At 73.1% G+C, this 22,697-nt stretch carries 4 protein-coding genes; 3 read left to right on the forward strand and 1 reads right to left on the reverse strand.

Annotated elements, in window-relative coordinates; translation table 11 throughout:
• Positions 1-3 precede the first annotated feature (3 nt).
• Positions 4-18,654, reverse strand: coding sequence for a non-ribosomal peptide synthase/polyketide synthase (locus ACSMTC_RS36970; protein WP_436564120.1), 18,651 nt, complete (start codon positions 18,652-18,654; stop codon positions 4-6).
• Between the two features lie 396 nt (positions 18,655-19,050).
• Between ACSMTC_RS36970 and hppD the strand changes: the two genes are divergently transcribed.
• The 3 genes from hppD to ACSMTC_RS36985 are packed head-to-tail and all read left to right on the forward strand — an operon-like array spanning position 19,051 to position 22,660.
• Complete coding sequence (hppD, locus tag ACSMTC_RS36975; RefSeq protein WP_436564121.1) at positions 19,051-20,169, forward strand: 4-hydroxyphenylpyruvate dioxygenase; 1,119 nt, start codon at positions 19,051-19,053, stop codon at positions 20,167-20,169.
• Between the two features lie 32 nt (positions 20,170-20,201).
• A complete protein-coding gene (locus ACSMTC_RS36980; RefSeq protein ID WP_436564122.1) occupies positions 20,202-21,317 on the forward strand; it encodes an alpha-hydroxy acid oxidase in 1,116 nt (371 codons plus the stop codon).
• Positions 21,314-22,660, forward strand: coding sequence for an aminotransferase-like domain-containing protein (locus ACSMTC_RS36985; RefSeq protein ID WP_436564123.1), 1,347 nt, complete (start codon positions 21,314-21,316; stop codon positions 22,658-22,660). The genes ACSMTC_RS36980 and ACSMTC_RS36985 overlap by 4 nt, the downstream gene beginning before the upstream one ends.
• Positions 22,661-22,697 lie beyond the last annotated feature (37 nt).

The raw sequence follows: 22,697 nt of genomic DNA on the forward strand, positions 1-22,697 counted from the left end.
TGCTTACAGGTCCCAATCCGCGAACTCGTCTTCGAACATGTCGATCTCGTCCTGGCTAAGTTCCACCAGGGATACGTCTGAGGTGCTCAGACCGCCGGCGTCGGCCCGCTGTGCGTGTCGTACCAGCGCGGTCAGCGCCTCGAACCACAACTCGCCCAGGCGCCGGACCTCCTGCTCGGCCAGCACCCCGGTCGCCCACGACCAGGCGGCGACGAAGTACGCCCCGTCGGCGCGGTCCTCGGTCCGGGCGTTGACGGTGGCGGTGTGGGCGAGCGGCGCCAGCTCGTCGGCGCCGCCGAACATCGCGCCCATCTCGGGGGCCGGCCCCCACTCGGCCGGTGCGCCCTGCTGCTCGGTGGTGAAGCGGCCGAGGTAGTTGAACCCGAGCTGGGGAGTGGCCAGTCCGGCGAGGAGAGCCCCGGCCGAGGGGTTGAGGTGGCGCAGCAGGCCGTAGCCGATGCCGTGGTCGGGGATCAGCCGCAGCTGGTCCTTGACCGCCTTCAGCGAGCGGCCCAGGGCCGGTCCGGCCTCGACGACCTCGGCCCAGTCGGTCGCGCCGGGGTCGACGCGGACCGGGTAGGCGCTGGTGAACCAGCCGACGGTACGGGAGAGGTCGATGCCCTCCGCGAACTCCTCACGGCCGTGCGCCTCCAGCTCCAGCAGCAGACCGCCCAGGTCACCGCGCCACCGGTTGGCAGCGAGCGCGAGGCCGGTCAGCAGGACGTCGTTGACCTCCGCGTTGAACAGTGCGGGGACGCTGGTCAGCAGCGGCTCGGTGAGCTCGGCCGGCAGCGTGAGCTCCAGGTGGCCGACGGTCCGCCGGGTGTCCCGCGTGTGGTCGAGCGGCCGCGACCCCAGCAGCGGATCCGGGCCGTCCAGCATCGCCTGCCAGAGCGGGAGTTCGCCGCTCCTGCGCTCGGCCTCGGCTGCCAGCCCGGTGGCCCAGGTGCGCAGCGAGGTGCCGACCGGCTGGAGGGCGGTGCCGTGGTACGCGGCGGTCAGGTCCGGCAGGACCACACGCCAGGAGACACCGTCGACCACCAGGTGGTGGATCATCACCAGCAGTCGGCCCGGGGCCTGAGGGCCCGCGTCGAACCAGACCAGCTGGACCATCACCCCGCGCTCCGGCGCCAGCCGGTCCTGCGCCGCCCTGGCGTGCTGCTCGAAGAGCGCGCGCAACTCGGTCCCGTCGAGGCCGGTGGCCTCGATCCGGGTGAGGTGGTCGGTGGCGTTGAGGTGGCCGCGGGGTGGGATGTGGAGTGTCCAGTGGCCGTTGTCGGTGGTGAGCAGGCGGGCGCGTAGGGCGTCGTGGTGGTCGAGGAGGGTCTGGAGGGCGTGGGTGAGGCGGTCCTGGTCGAGGTCGGTGGGGGTCTGGAGGAGCATGGCCTGGTGGAAGCCGTCGAGCGGGCCGCCGCGTTCGCGCAGCCAGTGCATGATCGGGGTGGCGGGCAGGTCGCCGGTTCCGGCGTCGGTGTCCTCGGTGACGGCGGCTTCGGTGCCCTGGGCCCTCTGGGCGAGTTCGGCGACGGTCTGGCGGGTGAAGACGTCGCGGGCGGTGAAGACCAGTCCGGCCTGGCGGGCGCGGGCGACCAGTTGGATGGAGGTGATCGAGTCGCCGCCCAGTTCGAAGAAGCCGTCGTCCACGCCGACCCGTTCCAGGCCCAGCAGCTCGCAGAACAGTCCGGCCAGGACCCGCTCCCGCTCGGTACGCGGGGCCCTCTCGGAGACCGCCGCCGCGAAGTCCGGCGCCGGCAGGGACCGCCGGTCCAGCTTTCCGCTCGCGGTCAGCGGCAGCGCGTCCAGCGGGACCAGTGCGGCCGGGACCATGTAGTCGGGCAGTGTGGTGGCGAGGTGCTTGCGGACCAGGGTCAGATCGATGTCCCCGACCGCCGGTACCAGGTAGCCGACCAGTCGCTTGTCGCCCGGGCGGTCCTCGCGGACCAGCACGGCGGCCTGGGTCACGTCGGGGCAGGCGGTGAGCGCCGCCTCGATCTCACCGAGCTCGATCCGGAAGCCGCGGATCTTGACCTGGTCGTCGGTGCGGCCGAGGTAGACCAGGGCGCCGTCGGTGGTCCAGCGGACGACGTCGCCGGTGCGGTACATCCGGGTGCCAGCCGGCCCGTAGGGGTCGGCGACGAAGCGCTCGGCGGTGAGTCCCGGGCGGCCCAGGTAGCCGCGGGCCAGCTGGACACCGGCGAGGTAGAGCTCGCCGGGCACACCCGGCGGTACCGGCCGCAGCCCGGCGTCCAGCACGTACACCCGGGTGTTCGCCACCGGCCGCCCGATCGGCACCGCGACCCCGGCCCCGCCGGGCTCGGCGTGCCAGGCGGTGACCTCGACGGACGCCTCGGTGGGGCCGTAGAGGTTGTGCAGCGGGACCTCGGTGAGCACCTCGTGGAACCGGTCCCGCAGCTCGGACAGCAGGGCCTCGCCGGAGCAGAACACCCCGCGCAGGCCGGTGCAGCCGGCGGCGGCCGGCTCCTGGACGAAGGCCTGGAGCATGGAGGGGACGAAGTGGGCGATGGTGATCCGCTCGCGCTGGATCAGCTCGGCCAGGTAGGCGGGGTCCTTGTGGCCGCCGGGCTTGGCGACCACCAGGGTGCCGCCCTCCAGCAGCGGCCAGAAGAACTCCCAGACGGAGACGTCGAAGCCGAACGGGGTCTTCTGCAGGACCCGGTCCGTCGGCTGCATCACATGGTCGGTCTGCATCCAGGTCAGCCGGTTGACCACACCCCGGTGCGGGACGGCGACGCCCTTGGGGCGGCCGGTGGAGCCGGAGGTGTAGATCACGTACGCCGGGTTGTCCGGCCGCAGCGGGTGGGTCCGGTCCGCGTCGCACGGGTCCGTGTCGGCGCAGGCGGTCAACCGCCCGCCGACCTCCGCCTCGTCGAGCACCAGCACCGGGACCTCGACCGAGCCGGGGACGGCGCTCCGGGTCGCGCCGGTGGTGAGGACGAGTGCGGGTGCGCCGTCCTGGAGCATGTACGTGATGCGGTCGGCCGGGTGGTCCGGGTCGACCGGCAGGTAGGCCGCACCGGACTTGAGGACCGCGAGCAGGGAGACGACCATCTCCACCGAGCGTTCCAGGACCAGTGCGACGGTGCGCTCGGGGCCGGCGCCGTGTTCGGTCAGCAGGTGGGCGAGGCGGTTGGCGCGGGCGTTGAGTTCGGCGTAGCTGAGCTGGGTGTCCTCGAAGACCAGGGCGGTGGCCTGGGGAGTCTTCGCGGCCCGGGCCTGGAACAGTTCCGGCAGGGTCGCGGACGGGACCTGTGCGGTGGTGTCGTTCCACTCGGTCAGGATCCGCTGCCGCTCGGCGGTGTCCAGGATCTCCAGGGTGCCGACCGGCAGCTGCGGCTCTGCGGTCACCGCCGCGAGCAGCCGCACCCAGCGCTCGGCCAGCAGCTCGACCGTCGACCGGTCGAACAGGTCGGTGGCGTACTCGAGTTCACCGCGCAGACCCGCCGGATCGCCGTCCGCGCCGCGCTGCTCGGTGACGAACAGCGACAGGTCGAACTTGGCCGAACCGCCCTGTGCCGGAAGGACGGTGGCCTCGACGCCCGGGATCGCCAGCTCGGCCTCGGCGTTGTTGCGCAGTGCCAGCATGACCTGGAAGAGCGGGTGGCGGGCGAGTGAGCGGGTGGGGTTGAGGGCGTCCACCAGGTGCTCGAAGGGGATGTCCTGGTGGGCGAACGCCGCCAGATCCGACTCCCGCACCCGGCCGAGGAGTTCGGCGAAGGTCGGGTCACCGGAGACGTCGGTGCGCAGCACCAGGGTGTTGACGAAGAACCCGACCAGCTCGTCCAGCGCCTGGTCCGTCCGCCCGGCGACCGGCGTGCCCAGCGGGATGTCACTCCCGGCACCGAGCCGGGACAGCAGCGTGGCCAGAGCCGCCTGCAGCGTCATGAACAGCGTGACGCCGTGGGCGCGGGACAGCTCCAGCAGCCTGCGGTGGACCTCGGCCGGGACGGTGACGGAGAACGTGTCGCCCCGGTAGCTGGCGGTCAGCGGGCGCGGCCGGTCGGTCGGCAGCTCCAGCTCCTCCGGCAGACCGGCCAGCGCCTCACGCCAGTAGGCGAGCTGGCGCGCGGCCAGGCTGCCCTCGTCGCCCTCCTCGCCCAGCAGCTCGCGCTGCCACAGGGCGAAGTCGGCGTACTGGACCGGCAGCGGGGCCCATCCGGGGGCCTCGCCGTCCAGACGGGCCGCGTACGCGGCCGAAACGTCACGGGCCAGCGGCGCCAGCGACCAGCCGTCACCGGCGATGTGATGCAGCGTCAGCAGCAGCACGTGCTCGTCGGGGCCGGTGCTGAACAGCGCGGCGCGCAGCGGCGGTTCGGCGCTGAGGTCGAAGCCGCGTGCGGCCTCGTCGGCCAGAGCCCCGGACAGCGCCTGTTCCGTGGTCTCGATCAGGGTCAGCGGGACCTCGGCGTCCACCGGCACCCACTGGTACGGCAGCCCGTCGGGGCCCTCGCCGAACACGGTGCGCAGCGCCTCGTGCCGGGCCACCACGTCGCCGACGGCCGCCGCCAGGGCGGCCGGGTCCAGCGGACCGGAGAGCCGGACCGCCAGCGGCAGGTGGTAGGCGGAGCCCGCGCTGTCCAGCCGGTCCAGCAGCCAGAGCCGCCGCTGGGCGAAGGACACCGGAACCGCCTCAGGCCGCTCGGCCGGGAGCAGCGCGGGGCGGGCGGCTTCCGCGCCGGCCAGCCGGCCGTCCAGGGCGGCCACGGTCGGCGCCTCGAACAGGTCGCGGATCGCCAGTTCCACGCCCAGCACCGCCCGCACCCGGCTCACCAGCCGGGTCGCCAGCAGCGAGTGGCCGCCCAGCTCGAAGAAGTCGTCGTCCACCGAGACCCGGTCCACCCCGAGCACCTCGGCGAAGACCGAGCAGAGCAGTTCCTCGCGCGGGGTGCGCGGCGCGCGGCCGTCCGTGTCCGCGCTCCAGTCGGGGGCGGGCAGGGCGCGCCGGTCCAGCTTGCCGTTGGTGGTCACCGGCAGCGCGTCCAGCACCACGACCGCCGCCGGGACCAGGTGCTCCGGCAGGTCGGCCGCCAGCCGGCGGCGCAGCTCGGCCGGGTCGACGACCGCGCCGTCGGCCGGTACCACGTAGCCGACCAGCCGCTTGTCGCCCGGCCGGTCCTCGCGGACCACCACGGCCGCCCGGCGCACTCCCGGCCGGCCGCCCAACGCGGCCTCCACCTCACCGAGTTCGATCCGGAAGCCGCGGATCTTCACCTGGTCGTCGGCGCGGCCGAGGAAGACGAGCTCGCCGTCCCTGGTCCAGCGCATCACATCGCCGGTGCGGTACATCCGGGCGCCGGCCGGCCCGTACGGGTCGGCGACGAAGCGCTCGGCGGTCAGGCCCGCCCGCCGCAGGTAGCCACGGGCCAGGCCCGCACCGGCGATGTACAGCTCACCGGGGACGCCCGGTGCGACCGGCCGCAGTCCGCCGTCCAGCAGGTACAGCCGGGAACCGGCGATCGGGCGGCCCAACGGGACCGGGCCGGAGGGGAGTTCGGTGCCGGGTGCGATGCGCTTCTCGGTGCAGTGCACGGTGGCCTCGGTCGGGCCGTAGTGCTGCACCACCTCGGTCGCCGGGTGGAGCGCCCGCCAGGCGGCCAGCGCCTCCGCCGTCAGCGCCTCGCCGCCGAGGGCGATCTGCGCGGTCGGCGAGTACTCCGCCGGGAGGTCCTCCAGCATCGGCAGATGGCTGGGCGTGCACTTGAGGAAGGTGACCGGCCGGGCGGCCAGGGTCCGCCGGGTGACCGGGTCGTCCTCCATCGCCGCGAGGTGCACCGCGCCGCCCGAGGTGAGCGGCGTGTACAGGCCGACCACGGTGAGGTCGAAGGAGATCGGCGAGTGGACCAGGGCGGTGCCCTGCGCACCGGAGTACGAAGCTCCGCTCCAGTGAAGGTAGTTGACCAGCGACCGGTGCTCGACGACCACGCCCTTGGGGCGGCCGGTGGAGCCGGAGGTGTAGATCACGTACACCGGGTGGCCGGGCCGCAGCGGCTCGACGAGGTCCGCGTCCGTCAGATCGGTGGCGGGCAGCGGGGCCAGTGCGGCGAGCGTGTCCTCGGCGTCCAGCGGCACCTGCTCGGCACCCGTCCCGGCCGGGACGAGGCCCGCCGTCGCGCGGTCGGTGAGCAGCAGCGCGGGCTCGGCGTCGGACAGCAGGTAGGCGATCCGCTCGGCCGGGTACTGCGGGTCGATCGGCTGGTACGCCGCACCGGACTTGGCCACCGCCAGCAGGGCGACGACCATCTCCACCGAGCGCTCCAGCAGCAGTGAGACGGTGCGCTCCGGGCCCGCGCCGCGTTCGACCAGCAGCCGGGCGAGGCGGTTGGCGCGGGCGTTGAGCTCGGCGTAGGAGACTTCGTGCCCCTCGAAGATCACCGCAGTGGCGTCCGGGGTCCGGGCCGCCTGGGCCTCGAACAGGGCGGGCAGGGTGCCGGCCGGTGCCGCGGCGCCGCCGGAGCTCCACTCGGTGAGGATGCGTTCGCGCTCCTCGCCGTCAAGGACCGCGACCTGGCTGACGGGCCGGTCGGGCTCGGCGGTGACCGCCGCGAGCAGCCTCAGCCAGCGGTCGGCCAGCGACTGCGCGGTGTCCCGGTCGAACAGCTCGGTGGCGTACTCCAGCACGCCGGCCAGGCCGGTCGGTTCACCGTTCGAGTGCCGCTCGGAGAGCCGTACGGACAGGTCGAACTTGGCCTCCTGGCCCGCCATCGGCTCCACCGATCCACGCACGCCGGGCAGGTCGAGGACCGCCTCGGTGTTGTTCTGGAGGGTGAGCATGACCTGGAAGAGCGGGTGGCGGGCGAGTGAGCGGGTGGGGTTGAGGGCGTCCACCAGGTGTTCGAAGGGGATGTCCTGGTGGGCGAACGCCGCGAGGTCCGACTCCCTTACCCGGCCGAGGAGTTCGGTGAAGCTCGGGTCACCGGAGACGTCGGTGCGCAGTACCAGGGTGTTGACGAAGAACCCGACCAGTTCGCCGAGCGCCTCGTCCGTGCGGCCGGCGACCGGGGTGCCGATGGGGATGTCCTCGCCCGCGCCCATCCGGCTGAGCAGGGCCGCGAAGGCCGCCTGGAGCGCCATGAAGAGGGTCACGCCGCCTGCGCGGGCGAGTTCGGCCAGCTTGCGGTGGATCTCGGCGGGGATGGTGACGGGGACGGTGTCGCCCCGGTGGCTTGCGGTCAGCGGGCGGGGCCGGTCGGTCGGCAGCTCCAGTTCCTCCGGCAGACCGGCCAGGGCCTCACGCCAGTGGGCGAGCTGGCGCGCGGCGAGGCTGTCCTCGTCGCCCTCTTCGCCCAGCAGCTGGTGCTGCCAGAGGGTGTAGTCGGCGTACTGGACCGGCAGCGGGGCCCATCCGGGGGCCTCGCCGTCGAGGCGGGCCGTGTAAGCGGTGGAGACGTCGCGGGCGAGCGGTGCCATCGACCAGCCGTCCGCCGCGATGTGATGGACGGTCAGCAGCAGTATGTGCTCGTTCTCGCCGAGGGTGAACAGGGCGGCGCGGAGCGGGAGTTCGGTGCCGAGGTCGAAGGTGCGGGCGGCCTCGTCGGCCAGGGCCCGGGCCAGGTCGGCCTCGGATACCTCGTGCACGGGGAGGGCGATGCGGGCGGCGCTGAGGACCCGCTGGTGCGGCTGTCCCTCGGTGGTTTCGGCGAAGACGGTGCGCAGGGCTTCGTGGCGGGCGACGACGTCGCCGAGTGCTGCTTCCAGGGCGGTGATGTCGAGGGTGCCGGTGAGGCGGACGGCCAGTGGCAGGTGGTAGGCGGTGCCCGCCGTCTGCAGTCGGTCGAGGAACCACAGCCGTCGCTGGGCGTAGGACACCGGGACGGTCTCGGGGCGGGGCTCGGCGGCCGTCAGCGCGGGTCGGGCGGAGGCGGCGTGGGCGATGCGTTCGCCGAGTCCGGCGACGGTCGGGGTCTCGAACAGGTCGCGCAGTGCCAGCTCGACGCCGAGGACGGCGCGGATGCGGCTGATCAGGCGGGTGGCCAGCAGCGAGTGCCCGCCCAGGTCGAAGAAGCCGTCGTCGATACCGACCGAGGAGATGCCCAGCACCTCCGCGAACAGCGAGCAGAGCAGCTCCTCCCGCTCGCCGCGCGGTGCGCGCCCGGCCACCGGCCCGGAACCACCGGGCGCGGGCAGGGCCTTGCGGTCCAGCTTCCCGTTCGGGGTGAGCGGCATGGCCTCCAGGGTCACGAACGCGCTCGGCACCATGTACTCGGGCAGCTGCTCGGCCAGGTGGGTGCGCAGCTCCTTGGCCAGGGCGCCGAGCTCGCGCGAGCCCGCCGGGGTGTTGGTGAAGGAGGAGAGCGCGGCGGCGGAGCCGGGCTCCGGGTCCTCCTGTTCGGTGTCGGGTCCGCTCGCCGGGTCGGTGAAGACGACGTCGAGCGCACCGGCGTCCGTGCGCGCCCACTCGACCGCCACCCGATAGCCGAGCCGCTCGCCGAGCGCGTGGAACTCCTCCGGATCCAGGTCGTCTTCGAGCGGCTGCCCGCCGTGGTAGGCGGCCAGTGCCTGCGCGACCGTGCCGTTCTCCTCCAGGACCCGCAGCGCGCCGAGTTCGCGCGCCAGCCGGCCGTTGGGCACCTCCGTCACCCGCATCCGGGCCGGACGCTCCGACTCGAGGTACCGGGCCAGCTCGTCCACCGCCGCTGCCAGGGTGTTCCAGCGCAGGCGGACGGTGACCGCTTCGCCGCTCCCGGACGTGTCACCGGTCAGGGCCGCCGGGCCGCTCCCGGTCGCATCGCCGCCCGCGGCCGCAGGGCGGCGGTGCAGCACCGCGTCGTATCGGTAGCGGCTCAGCTCGTTGTGGTGGCGTCCGCGCCGCAGCAGCACCTCGGCCGCCGCCAGCTCGGGCAGCCGGCCGCGCAGCGCGGTGAAGAGGGCGGGATCGACGAGCAGTTCCTCCTCGGCCAGCACACCGTGCTCGATCTCCTGGCGCAGCGCCTCGGGGTCGTCGGCCCCTTCGGCCCGGCTGAGCCGGGTCGCGGCCTGGAAGCAGGACTGCAGGCGCAGGTTGCGCAGGTCACCGAGGAAGACGGTGCCGCCCGGAGCGACCAGGGCCAGTGCCTGCCGGACGACGTCGATCAGGTAGTCGGCGCTCGGGAAGTACTGCGCGACGGAGTTGATGACGACCGTGTCGAAGAAGCCGGTCGGCAGGCCGTCCACGACGTCCGCCGGCTGCGCCGACAGCTTCACCCTGTCCGCGAGCCCGGGCAGCTCCGCGATCTTGCCGCGCAGCGTCTCGATCGCGCCGGTGGACACGTCGGTGCCCCAGTACGCCTCGCACTCCGGGGCCAGCTTCGCCAGGATCAGCCCGCTGCCGACCCCGATCTCAAGGACTCGCCTCGGCCGCAGCGAGCGGATCCGCTCGACCGTGGTGTCACGCCACTCCGCCATCTGCTCCAGCGGGATCGGCAAGCCGTCGTAGCTGCTCTTCCAGAGCCGGAAGTCCTCACCGAAGACCCGTTCGGGGCTGTCCTGGTACTCGGCGTCGAAGACCGCCTGCCAGCCCTCGACCTGCTCGCTCTCCCGGGACTCGTCCCGCTCGGCGGCGGTGGTCCGCGCGGGCACCACGTACCCGACCAGGCGGACGTCACCGGGCCGGTCCTCGCGGGCCAGTACGGCGCTCTGCGCGACGGACGGGTGGCGCAGCAGCGCGGCCTCGATCTCGCCGAGTTCGATCCGGTGGCCGCGCAGCTTCACCTGGGCGTCGGCACGGCCGGCGAACCGCAGCTCGCCCTCGGCGGTCCAGCGCGCGAGGTCACCGGTGCGGTACATCCGCGATCCCGCCGGGCCGTAGGGATCGGCCACGAAGCGCTCGGCCGTCATGGCGGCCCGGTCGTGGTAGCCACGGGCCAGGCCGGCGCCGGCGATGTACAGATCGCCGCAGACCCCGGCCGGGACCGGACGCAGCCGCGAATCCAGCACGTACACCCGGGTGTTGGCGATCGGACGGCCGATCGGCGGCACCGGCGTCCCGGCCCCGGTGCGGGCGGCCGTGGACCAGATGGTGGTCTCGGTCGGCCCGTAGAGGTTGGTGACCTCACCGAGCTCGGACAGGGCGGCCGCGAGCGGCCCCGGCAGAGCCTCACCGCCCACCAGCACGCGCAGCCGGGGGAGTTCGGCTCCGTGCTCGGTCACTGCGCGCCAGAGCGAGGGCGTGGCCTGCATGACCGTGGCGCCCGAGCGGACCAGCAGACCGGTCAGCGCGGCCGGGTCGATCACCGTGTGCCGGGGGGCCAGCACCACGCGGGCGCCGCTGATCAGCGGAAGGTAGAGCTCAAGGGCGGCGATGTCGAAGGCGATGGTGGTCACGGCCACCCAGCGGTCCCGCCCGGTGAGCGGGAAGCGGGTGCCCATGTCGGCCAGGAAGTTGGCCAGGGCGGCGTGCGGCAGCACAACGCCCTTGGGACGGCCGGTGGAACCGGAGGTGTAGATGACGTATGCGGGGTGCTCGGGACGCAGCGGGGCGATCCGCTCGGCGTCGGTGACACCGCCCTGTGCCCGCCCGGCCAGTGCTTCGGCGGTCGCGGCGGAGTCGACGGCCAGCGCGTCCTCGGGGAGCCGGCCGGCCAGGGCCTCGGCGGTGAGCACCAGCGCGGGTGCGGCGTCGGCCAGCACATGGGCGATGCGGTCGGCCGGGTACTCCGGGTCGACCGGCACGTACGCCGCACCGGACTTGAGCACCGCCAGCAGCGCGATCACCAGCTCGGCCGAGCGCGGCAGCACCAGCGCGACCGTGCGCTCGGGACCCGCACCACGCTCGATCAGCAGCCGGGCCAGGCGGTTGGCGCGGGCGTCGAGCTCGGCATAGCTGAGTTCGGTGCCCTCGAAGACCAGGGCGGTGGCCTCGGGCGTCCGGGCCGCCTGGGCCTCGAACAGCTCGGGCAGCAGCGCCGGGGGTACCTCGGCGGCGGTCGCGTTCCAGTCCGTCAGGAGACGTCGGCGCTCGTCCTCGGCCAGGAGTTCCAGGTCGCCGACGGGCCGGTCCGGAGTGCCGGTGAGCGCGGAGAGCAGCCGCAGCCAGCGGGCGCCCAGCGTCTCGACCGAGGCGCGGTCGAACAGGTCGGTGGAGTACTCGACGATGCCGGTGATCCCGGCGGGACCGCCGGCCTTGTCCATCCGCTCGGAGAGGTTGAAGAAGAGGTCGAACTTGGCGGTGTCCACCTCGACCTGCTGCACCCGGCTCGCCAGACCGGGCAGGTCCAGCACGGCCTCGGCGTTGTTCTGCAGGGCGAGCATGGTCTGGAAGAGCGGGTGACGGGCGAGCGACCGGGTGGGGTTGAGCGCGTCCACCAGGCTCTCGAAGGGGACGTCCTGGTGCGCGAAGGCCGCGAGAGTGGACTCCCGCACCCGGCCGAGCAGTTCGGCGAAGCTCGGGTTGCCCGAGGTGTCGGTGCGCAGGACCAGGGTGTTGACGAAGAAGCCGACCAGATCGTCCAGCGCCTCGTCGGTACGGCCGGCGACCGGGCTGCCGAGCGGGATGTCCTCACCGGCGCCGAGCCTGGTCAACAGGGCGGCGAGCGCGGCCTGCAGGGCCATGAAGAGGGTGGTGCCGTGCTCGCGCGAGATCTCCGCGAGCCGGCGGTGCAGATCGGCCGGGATCTCCAGCGGAACCGTACCGCCACGGTGACCGGCCACCGGCGGGCGCGGGCGGTCGGTCGGCAGCGCGAGCTCCTCGGGCAGTCCGGCCAGCGCCTGCTTCCAGTAGCCGACCTGCTGCGACAGCAGGCCGGTGGGGTCGTCGGCCGAACCGAGCAGCTCGTGCTGCCAGAGCGCGAAGTCCGCGTACTGGACCGGCAGCGGCGCCCACTGCGGAGCGGAGCCGTCGAGCCGGGCCGCGTAGGCGGCGGAGAGGTCGCGCGCCAGCGGGACCAGCGACCAGCCGTCACCGGATATGTGATGCAGCGTCAGCAGCAGCACCTGCTCCTGGTCGCCAAGGGTGAAGAGCGCAGCGCGCAGCGGGGGCTCGACGGCCAGGTCGAAACCGCGCGCGGCTTCGACCGCCAGTGCCTGCGGCAACCGGTCCTCGGTGACCTCGGCACCGGTCAGTTCGATGTGCGCGTCGGCCAGGACGCGCTGGTACGGCAGCCCGTCGGGGCTCTCGGCGAACACGGTGCGCAGCGACTCGTGCCGGGCCACCACGTCGGCGAGTGCCGAGGCCAGCGCGGCCCGGTCGAGCTTTCCGGTGAGGCGTACGGCGAGCGGCATGTGGTAGGCGGTGCTCGTGGCCTCGATGCGGTTCAGCAGCCAGAGCCGGCGCTGGGCGGAGGAGACCGGGACCGCCTCGGGACGCCTCTCCATCCGGACCAGCGCCTGGCGGGCCCGGCCGGCCGGATCCAGGCGCTCGGCCAGAGCGGCGACGGTCGGCGCCTCGAAGAGGTCACGGATGGCGAGCTCAGTGCCCAGTGCGGCCCGGACGCGGCTGACCAGGCGGGTGGCGAGCAGCGAGTGGCCGCCCAGCTCGAAGAACCCGTCGTCGATTCCGACGCTCTCCAGGCCGAGCAACTCGGCGAATATCTCCGCCAGTTGCCGCTCCTGCTGGTTCCTGGGAGCGCGGCCCTGCCGGTCCAAGGAGTACTCGGGCACGGGCAGGGCTCGCCGGTCCAGCTTGCCGTTGGGCGTCACGGGCAGCGCGTCCAGCGGGATCAGCGCGGCCGGGACCATGTAGTCGGGCAGTGTGGTGGCGAGGTGCTCGCGGACCAGGGTCAGATCGATGTCTTCGACCGCCGGTACCAGGTAGCCGACCAGTCGCTTGTCGCCCGGGCGGTCCTCGCGAGCCAGCACGGCGGCCTGGGTCACGTCGGGGCAGGCGGTGAGCGCGGCCTCGATCTCGCCCAGCTCGATGCGCAGGCCACGGATCTTGACCTGGTCGTCGGTGCGGCCCAGGTAGACCAGGGCGCCGTCGGAGGTCCAGCGGACGATGTCACCGGTGCGGTACATCCGGGTGCCGGCCGTGCCGTAGGGGTCGGCGACGAAGCGCTCGGCGGTGAGTCCCGGGCGGTTCAGGTAGCCGCGGGCCAGCTGGATACCGGCGAGGTAGAGCTCGCCGGGCACACCCGGCGGTACCGGCCGCAGCCCGGCGTCCAGCACGTACACCCGGGTGTTCCAGACGGGACGGCCGATCGGCACGCTCGCACCGTCCTCGACGGCGGTGCAGGCCCAGGACGTGACGTCCACCGAGGCCTCGGTGGGGCCGTAGAGGTTGTGCAGGGGGACCTCGGCGAGCACCTCGTGGAACCGGTCGCGGAGATCGCCCGGCAGGGCCTCGCCGCTGCACAGCACGGCGCGCAGGCCGGTGCAGCCGGCGGCGGCCGGCTCCTGGACGAAGGCCTGGAGCATGGAGGGGACGAAGTGGGCGATGGTGATCCGCTCGCGCTGGATCAGTTCGGCCAGGTAGACGGGGTCCTTGTGGCCGCCGGGCTTGGCGACCACCAGGGTGCCGCCCTCCAGCAGCGGCCAGAAGAACTCCCAGACGGAGACGTCGAAGCCGAACGGGGTCTTCTGCAGCACCCGGTCGCCCTCGCCGATCGCGTACTCGTGCTGCATCCAGGCCAGGCGGTTGACGATGCCCCGGTGCGGGACGGCGACGCCCTTGGGGCGGCCGGTGGAGCCGGAGGTGTAGATCACGTACGCCGGGTTGCCGGGCCGCGGGGAGTGTGCCGGGTCGGTGTCCGGGAGGGCGGCCAGCTGCTCGGCCACGGAGGGGGAGTCCAGCACCAGGCTCGGTGCGGCCACCAGGCCGGCCGTGGCGGTGGTGGTGAGGACGAGTGCGGGTGCGCCGTCCTGGAGCATGTACGTGATGCGGTCGGCGGGGTGGTCCGGGTCGATCGGCAGGTAGGCGGCACCGGATTTGAGGACCGCGAGCAGGGAGACGACCATCTCCACCGAGCGTTCCAGGACCAGTGCGACGGTGCGCTCGGGGCCGGCGCCGTGTTCGGTCAGCAGGTGGGCGAGGCGGTTGGCGCGGGCGTTGAGTTCGGCGTAGCTGAGCTGGGTGTCCTCGAAGACCAGGGCGGTGGCCTGGGGAGTCTTCGCGGCCCGGGCCTGGAACAGTTCCGGCAGGGTCGCGGACGGGACCTGTGCGGTGGTGTCGTTCCACTCGGTCAGGATCCGCTGCCGCTCGGCGGTGTCCAGGATCTCCAGGGTGCCGACCGGCAGCTGCGGCTCTGCGGTCACCGCCGCGAGCAGCCGCACCCAGCGCTCGGCCAGCAGCTCGACCGTCGACCGGTCGAACAGGTCGGTGGCGTACTCGAGTTCACCGCGCAGACCAGCGAACTCGTCCTGCTCATCGGACAGTTCGCTGACACTCAGGGCCAGGTCGAACTTGGCCGCCCCGGCCTGGGCGGGCTCGATCCGGCTGACCACACCGGGCAGGTCGAGCGCCGCCTCGGTGTTGTTCTGGAGGGTGAGCATGACCTGGAAGAGCGGGTGGCGGGCGAGTGAGCGGGTGGGGTTGAGGGCGTCCACCAGGTGCTCGAAGGGGATGTCCTGGTGGGCGAACGCCCCGAGGTCCGACTCCCTTACCCGGCCGAGGAGTTCGGTGAAGCTCGGGTCGCCGGATACGTCGGTGCGCAGTACCAGGGTGTTGACGAAGAACCCGACCAGGTCCTCCAGCGCCTGATCCGAGCGCCCGGCGACCGGCGTGCCGAGCGGGATGTCGGTTCCGGCGCCGAGCCGGGACAGCAGGACGGCCAGTGACGCCTGGAGGGTCATGAACAGCGTGGCGCTGTTGGTACGGGCGAGTTCGGCCAGCTTGCGGTGGATCTCGGCGGGGATGGTGACGGGGACGGTGTCGCCCCGGTGGCTTGCGGTCAGCGGGCGGGGCCGGTCGGTCGGCAGCTCCAGTTCCTCCGGCAGACCGGCCAGGGCCTCACGCCAGTGGGCGAGCTGGCGCGCGGCGAGGCTGTCCTCGTCGCCCTCTTCGCCCAGCAGCTGGTGCTGCCAGAGGGTGTAGTCGGCGTACTGGACCGGCAGCGGGGCCCATCCGGGGGCCTCGCCGTTCAGGCGGGCCGTGTAAGCGGTGGAGACGTCGCGGGCGAGCGGTGCCATCGACCAGCCGTCCGCCGCGATGTGATGGACGGTCAGCAGCAGTATGTGCTCGTTCTCGCCGAGGGTGAACAGGGCGGCGCGGAGCGGGAGTTCGGTGCCGAGGTCGAAGGTGCGGGCGGCCTCGTCGGCCAGGGCCCGGGCCAGGTCGGCCTCGGATGCCTCGTGCACGGGGAGGGCGATGCGGGCGGCGCTGAGGACCCGCTGGTGCGGCTGTCCCTCGGTGGTTTCGGCGAAGACGGTGCGCAGGGCTTCGTGGCGGGCGACGACGTCGCCGAGTGCTGCTTCCAGGGCGGTGATGTCGAGGGTGCCGGTGAGGCGGACGGCCAGTGGCAGGTGGTAGGCGGTGCCCGCCGTCTGCAGTCGGTCGAGGAACCACAGCCGTCGCTGGGCGTAGGACACCGGGATGGTCTCGGGGCGGGGCTCGGCGGCCGTCAGTGCGGGTCGGGCGGAGGCGGCGTGGGTGATGCGTTCGCCGAGTCCGGCGACGGTCGGGGTCTCGAACAGGTCGCGCAGTGCCAGCTCGACGCCGAGGACGGCGCGGATGCGGCTGATCAGGCGGGTGGCGAGCAGCGAGTGCCCGCCGAGGTCGAAGAAGCCGTCGTCGATACCGACCGAGGAGATGCACAGCACCTCCGCGAACAGCGAGCAGAGCAGCTCCTCCCGCTCGGTCCGGGGGGAACGCCCGCCAGCCGAACCGCTGAACTCCGGTGCGGGAAGCGCGAGTCGGTCCACCTTCCCACTCGGGGTCAGCGGGATGGCCGGGAGCGGAACGATCGCGCTCGGCACCATGTAGTCGGGCAGCGACAGCGATGTGAACTCCCGGATCGCCTCCGCCGTCGCGCCCGCGGCGTCGTCGAGCACGGTGTACCCGATCAGCCGGTCCTCGCGGACCACCACGGTCGCCCGCCGGACGGCCGGGTGGCGGCTCAACGCGGCCTCCACCTCGCCGAGTTCGACCCGGTTGCCGCGCACCTTGACCTGGGCGTCGGCCCGGCCGAGGAGCTCGATCTCACCCTGGCGGTCCCAGCGGGCCAGGTCGCCGGTGCGGTACATCCGGGCGCCGGGCGGGCCGTACGGGTCGGCGACGAAGCGTTCGGAAGTGAGCCCGGGGCGGCGCAGGTAGCCCCGGGAGAGTGCGGCACCGCCGACGTAGAGCTCACCGGTCGCACCGGCCGGAACCGGGCGCAGGGCGGCGTCGAGAACGTGGGCGGTGGTGTTGTCGAAGGGGAGCCCGATCGGCTGGCGGTCCGGCCCGCAGTCGCCGGAGACGGAGTCACCGCAGATCTCGGAGGAGCCGTAGAAGTTGACCAGCCGGGCGCCGGGCAGCAGCTCGGCGAAGCGGGCCGCGAGGTACGGCGGGATGCTCTCGCCGGTGGTCACCCACAGCTCGCAGGAGGCGAGTTCGGCCGGCTCGGCGATGTCCAGCATGGCCGCGAGCAGGCTCGGCACCACGATGATCCGGCCGACCCCGTACTCGGCGATCAGCCCGGTCAGCGCGGCCGGGTCCTTGGCCTGCTCGCCGTCGGCGAGGACCATTCCCTCGCCGTGCAGGAGCGAGGCCAGCACCTCGCTCGACCCGTCCACGAAGCTCATCGAGCTCTTCGCCAGGGCGGGCCGGCCGGGCAGGTACGGGTGGCGGCGGGCGATGGCGCTCAGATGGTTGACCTCGGCGGCGTGGATGCCGATGACGCCCTTGGGGCGGCCGGTGGAGCCGGAGGTGTAGATGACGTACGCGGGGTGCTCGGGCAGCAGTGGGCCGCGCCGGTCGGCGTCGGTGAGGTCTGCGCCGTCCGTGCCGTCCGCGCCGTCCACGTCGGCCGATCCGGCCGTGAAGGCGGGCCGGTCGAGCACCAGTACCGGCGCCTCGACGGAGCCGTCGATCACCGCCGCGGTCTCCTCGACGGCGAGCGCCAGCACCGGACGGGCGTCGCGCAGCATGTAGTCGATGCGCTCCGCCGGCCAGTTCGGATCGACGGGAAGGTAGGCCGCACCGGACTTGAGGACGGCGAGCAGCGCGACGACCATCTCGGTCGAGCGCGGCAGGGCCAGGGCGACGATGTCCTCCGGACCGGCACCCCGCTCGACCAGCACCCGGGCCAGCCGGTTCGCTCGCTCGTTCAGCTCCAGGTAGGAGACCTCGACGCCCCGGCACACCAGGGCGGTCGCCTCCGGCGTACGGGCGGCGCGGGCCTCGAACCGCTCGGTGAGCGTGGTGGAGCGCGTCTCCACGGCGGCGCCGGTCGCGGCGGCGGTGAGCCGACGGCGCTCGGCCGGATCGGTCAACTCCACCCGCCCGACCACAAGCCCGGAGTCACCGGCGGCGAGTGTGTCGAGCAGCGCGAGGAAGCGGGCGGCGTGCCCGGTCAGCTCCTCGGGGTCGTAGAGCGCGGGGTTGGCGTCGACGACCAGCCGCATGCCCTGGCCCGCCTGGCGGTCGTACACGACGAAGGCGAGGTCCTCGACCGGGCCGTTGCTGAGGTTGTGGAAGGTCGCGGGGTGCCCGCCGAAGCCGAGGTCGTAGTCGAAGGACATGATGTTCACGGTCGCGCCGACCAGCTGGCCGGTGCCACCGGCCGCCCCGAGCTCACGGCGCAGCTCCTCGTACCGGAAGCGCTGGTGGCGCAGCGCTTCCCGGGCCGCGGCGCTGGTGGAGCGCACCAGCTCCCTGAGCGTCAGCTCGGGGCGCACGGTGAGCCGCAGCGGCAGCAGATTGGTGAGCATGCCGGGGACGGTCCGGGCGGTGCGGCCGACCCGGGCGGGCACCGGGAGACCGAGGACGAGTTCCTCGGCGCCGGTGAGGCGGCCGGTGTAGAGCGCGGTGGCGGAGAGCACCAGTGCCGACCAGCTGACGCCCAGGCGCCGGGCGGCGCTCCGCAGTGTGTCGGCGTGCTCGGGGGTGAGCAGGATCTCGTGGCGCAGATGGCCGTGCGAGGCGGGGGCGGTGCGGCCGGCCAGGGTGACCGGTTCGGGGCGGTCGGCGAGGCGGTCCAGCCAGTAGCGGCGGTCGGTCCGGTAGCTGTCGGAGGCGAGGTAGTCGGCCTCCTCGGCTATCAGGTGCCGCAGCGAGGGGAAGGTACCGGCGGCGTCGGGCTCGCGGCCCTCGACCAGTGCGGTGTAGACCTCGGACATCCGGGCCGCGATCAGCCGGCCCGAGTAGCCGTCGACCAGGGCGTGGTGGGCGCGCTGGAACCAGAACCAGCGGTCGTCGGCGGCCCGGAAGAGCACCTGGGTGATCGCCCAGCCGGAGGCCGGGTCCAGCGGGCGGGCCAGGTCCGCCCGCATCCACTCCAGCGCGGCGGCCCACGGGTCGCTCTCCTCGCAGACGTCCACGACGCGCAGGGCCGGCCAGTCCTCGACGGGGCGCGGTGCCTGGCGGGTCTCGCCGTCCACGGTGGTGAAGCCCAGCCGGAAGGCCTCGCACTCGTCGATCACCTGGCGCAGCGCCGCCTCGAACAGCGCCGGGTCGATGGCGCCGTGGATCTCCGTGCACTCGGAGGCCTGGTAGGCCGGGCTGGCGGGGTCGAGCTGCTGGGCAAACCACATGCCGGACTGTCCGGCCATGAGCGGCCAGCTGGAGTTGGCGGCCTGGGGGTCCGACATGTCAGTGCTCCGGTTGGTCGGCAGTTGGGGGTGAGGTGCGCGGCGGCCTGCCGTCGGGGATGTCGGCTCAGGCGGCGCGATGACCACGGGCGGCGGGCAGGGCGGGAAGCAGTCCGATCGATGCATCGTCACGCTTCGTGGTGGTGATCAATCTAACCGCCGCCTTTCGGTGGACAGCACTCCCTGGGCGGCCCAGAGGTGAAGATCGGCTAAACGTTCGTGAAACCCGAGGCGTGCACCACCCTGTTCCGCCGGCTCCAGGTCAGGCCAATCCGTGTTCCACAAACGGCAGTTGATGTGCTGTCTTGGAAATCTCTTTACCATTCCGGACGTTCAAACGCCCGGGCTACTGTCCGGATCACTGACGGCCCCTTAGAGCGAGCAGAGGAAACCGAGATGCGAGCAATGTCCACCGGCGCCTTCCCCGCCGACCTCGACCTTGACTACGTTGAGTTCCAGGTCGCCGACGTCGAGGCCGCCGCCGCCGAGTTCCGCGGCCGGTACGGCTTCGCGGTCGCGGGCATGGCCGGCTCACCGGAGGAGGGCTTTCGCAGCCTCGCCCTCGTCCAGGGACGGATCACCCTGGTGCTGACCGAGGCGACCGTCGACGACCACCCCGCCACCGCCTACGTGCTCGCGCACGGCGACGGTGTGGCGAACATCGCGCTGCGCACCGCCGACGCGGCCGAGGCCTTCGCCCAGGCCGTCAGCCGGGGCGGCCGCCCGATCGCCGGGCCGAGGACCCACCCGGGGGAGTACCCGGCCGTCACCGCCACCATCGGCGGGTTCGGCGACGTGGTGCACACCTTCGTCCAGCGGGACCCGGCCGACCCCGGCCGCCTGCCGGCCGGCTTCACGCCCGTCGCCGAGGCCCCGGGCGACACCTGCGCCCGGGGTGACGGCGAGGACCCCGGGCTGCTGGAACTCGACCACTTCGCGGTCTGCGTCCCGGGCGGCGAACTGGACGAGACCGTCGACTACTACCGCAGCGTCCTCGGCTTCGAGCAGACCTTCACCGAGCGGATCGGCGTCGGCACCCAGGCGATGAACTCCAAGGTGGTGCAGAGCATCTCGCGAAGCGTCACGTTCACCGTCATAGAGCCGGACACCGGCGCCGACCCCGGCCAGATCGACTTCTTCCTGAAGGGCCACGGCGGCGCCGGCGTCCAGCACCTCGCCTTCGGCACCGACGACGCGGTGCGGACGGTGGGCGCACTGTCCGCGCGCGGCGTGCGGTTCCTCTCCACGCCCGGCGCCTACTACGACGCGCTCGCCCGGCGCGTCACGCCGAAGGCCCACTCGGTGGCCGAGCTGCGCGAGCTGAGCCTGCTGATCGACGAGGACCACGGCGGACAGCTCTTCCAGATCTTCACCCGATCCGCGCACGAACGTAAGACCCTCTTCTTCGAGGTCATCGAGCGTATCGGTGCCGAGACCTTCGGCAGCTCGAACATCAAGGCGCTCTACGAAGCGGTCGAGGCCGAGCGCCTCAAGCAGAACGGCCCGACGCAGTGAACCCGACCGCCACGCACAACCCCGGAACCACCGTGCCCCAAGCCCTCACCCTCGCCGACATCGAGGAGCGCGCCGCCGAGATCCTGGCCCCCGAGGTCCGGGACTTCATCGCCGGCGGCAGCGGCGCCGAGCGGACCCTCGCCGCCAACCGCGCCGCGCTGGACGAGATCTACCTCGTCCCCCGGGTCCTGCGCGACGTCTCCGCGCGCACCACCGCCTGCGAGCTGCTCGGCGCCACCGCCGCCATGCCGGTCGCCGTCGCGCCCGTCGCCTACCACCGACTCGCCCACCCCGAAGGCGAGTTGGCATCTGCCAGGGCCACGAAGCGGGCCGGTGTCCCGTTCACCGCCGCCACCCTCAGCAGCTACCCGATCGAGCAGATCACCGCGACCGGCGCCACCACCTGGTTCCAGCTCTACTGGCTGCGCGACCGCGCCCAGCGCCACGACCTGATCCAGCGTGCCGAGGACGCCGGCTGCACCGCCCTGGTGCTCACCGTCGACGTACCGTGGATGGGGCGCCGGCTGCGGGACATCCGCAACGGCTTCACACTGCCCCCCGAGGTCACCGCGGCCAACCTCACCGAGGCCGCGAGCTCGGCCGCGCACCACCGCACCGCCCTCAACTCGGCCGTCGCCACCCACACCGCGCTGGCCCTCGCCCCCGACCTCACCTGGGACGACGTGGCGGAACTGCGCGCCACCACCCGGCTGCCCATCGTCCTCAAGGGCGTGCTCGCCCCCGAGGACGCGGCCCGCGCGGTCGAGGCGGGCGCGGCCGGCCTGGTGGTCTCCAACCACGGCGGACGGCAGCTGGACGGCGCCGCACCCGCCGTCCAGCTGGTCGGCGAGGTCCGCGCGGCGGTCGGCGACCGGTGCCAGGTACTGCTCGACGGCGGTATCCGCAGCGGCCTCGACGTCCTGCGCGCCCTCGCCGCCGGGGCGGACGGCGCCCTGGTCGGCCGGCCGCTGATCTGGGGACTGGCGGCTGACGGCGAAGCCGGCGCGTCCCGGGTCCTCGACCTGCTCGCCACCGAACTGGACGACGCCCTCGGGCTGGCCGGCTGCTCCTCGCCCGCCGAGGCCCGCACGCTGCGTACCATCACCCGCCCGCACCGGCACACCCCGCACAGCCAGGAACTCCCATGAACGACAACGGACAACTCACCACTCCCGCCGGGCAGTTGCACCTGAACGAGCTGCACTCCTCGCTCTCGGACCCGGCCCTGGAGTCGATGAACTTCCTCAACGAGGTGGCCGGGCGCCACCCCGGCGCCCTCTCACTGGCCGCCGGTCGCCCGTACGAGGAGTTCTTCGACATCGAGGCGATCCACCGCTACCTCCGCCGGTACGAGCACCACCTGACGGCCGAGCAGGGGCTCGACCCCGAGCAGGCGCGACGGGCGTTCTTCCAGTACGGCCGCACCAAGGGGATCATCCACGGCCTGGTGGCCCGCAACCTCCAGGCCGACGAGGGCATCACGGCCGATGCCGAGTCCATCGTCGTCACGGTCGGCTGCCAGGAGGCGATGTTCCTGGTGCTGCGCGCGCTGCGCACCGACGAGAAGGACGCCGTGCTCGCCGTGGCGCCCACCTACGTGGGACTGACGGGTGCCGCCAAGCTGGTCGACATGCCGGTCCGCACGGTCCGCGGCGGCCCCGGGGGCGTGGACCTGGACGACCTCGCCGAAGTGCTCCGCCAGGCCCGCGCGGACGGCCTGCGGCCCAGGGCCTGCTACCTGCTGGCCGACCACTCCAACCCCTCCGGGCTCAGCCTCGACCTCCGCACCCGGCACGCCCTGCTGGAGCTGGCGGAGCGCGAGGACCTGCTGCTCCTGGAGGACAACCCGTACGGCCTGTTCACCGCCGGCGAGGAGCGGCTGCCCACGCTGAAGGCCCTGGACACCCGCCGCCGGGTGGTCTATCTGGGCTCGTACGCCAAGACCGGCCTCCCGGGCGCCCGGGTGGGTTTCGTGGTGGCCGACCAGACCGTCACCGCACCGTCCGGCGCCACCGGACTGCTCGCCGACGAACTCGCCAAGCTCAAGAGCATGCTGACGGTGAACACCTCCGCGATCTCGCAGGCCGTGATCGCCGGAAAGCTGCTGGAGCACGAGGGCAGTCTGCTGCGCGCCAACGAGCGCGAGATCGCGCGCTACCGGGACAACCTGGCCCAGGTGCTGGCCGGCCTCGGCCAGGCCTTCCCGGCATCGACCGGTGTCCGCTGGAACACCCCGAGTGGCGGCTTCTTCCTCGTCGTCACCGTGCCGTTCCCGGTCGACGGCGCACTCCTCGAAGCCTCGGCGCGCGACTACGGCGTGCTCTGGACCCCGATGCGCCACTTCCATGACGCACCGGAGGCGGAATTCCAACTCCGGCTGTCGGTCAGCCTGTTGACCACGGAGCAGCTGGACGAGGGCATCCGCCGACTGGCCCGCCTGATCAACGACAGGCTGGGCGGCCAACGGCCGGACGACGACCGTCCGGCCTGACCGGATCAGGGGCGGCGGCCGGCCGACGGCCGGCACC

This window comes from Kitasatospora sp. HPM-01-4 (assembly GCF_051374625.1).
GTDB lineage: Bacteria > Actinomycetota > Actinomycetes > Streptomycetales > Streptomycetaceae > Kitasatospora.

Excerpts from the sequence above, each read along its gene's own strand:
- hppD (WP_436564121.1), top strand. The coding sequence starts at position 19,051 with ATGCGAGCAATGTCCACCGGCGCCTTCCCCGCCGACCTCGACCTTGAC.
- ACSMTC_RS36985 (WP_436564123.1), top strand. The coding sequence starts at position 21,314 with ATGAACGACAACGGACAACTCACCACTCCCGCCGGGCAGTTGCACCTG.
- ACSMTC_RS36970 (WP_436564120.1), bottom strand. The coding sequence starts at position 18,654 with ATGTCGGACCCCCAGGCCGCCAACTCCAGCTGGCCGCTCATGGCCGGA.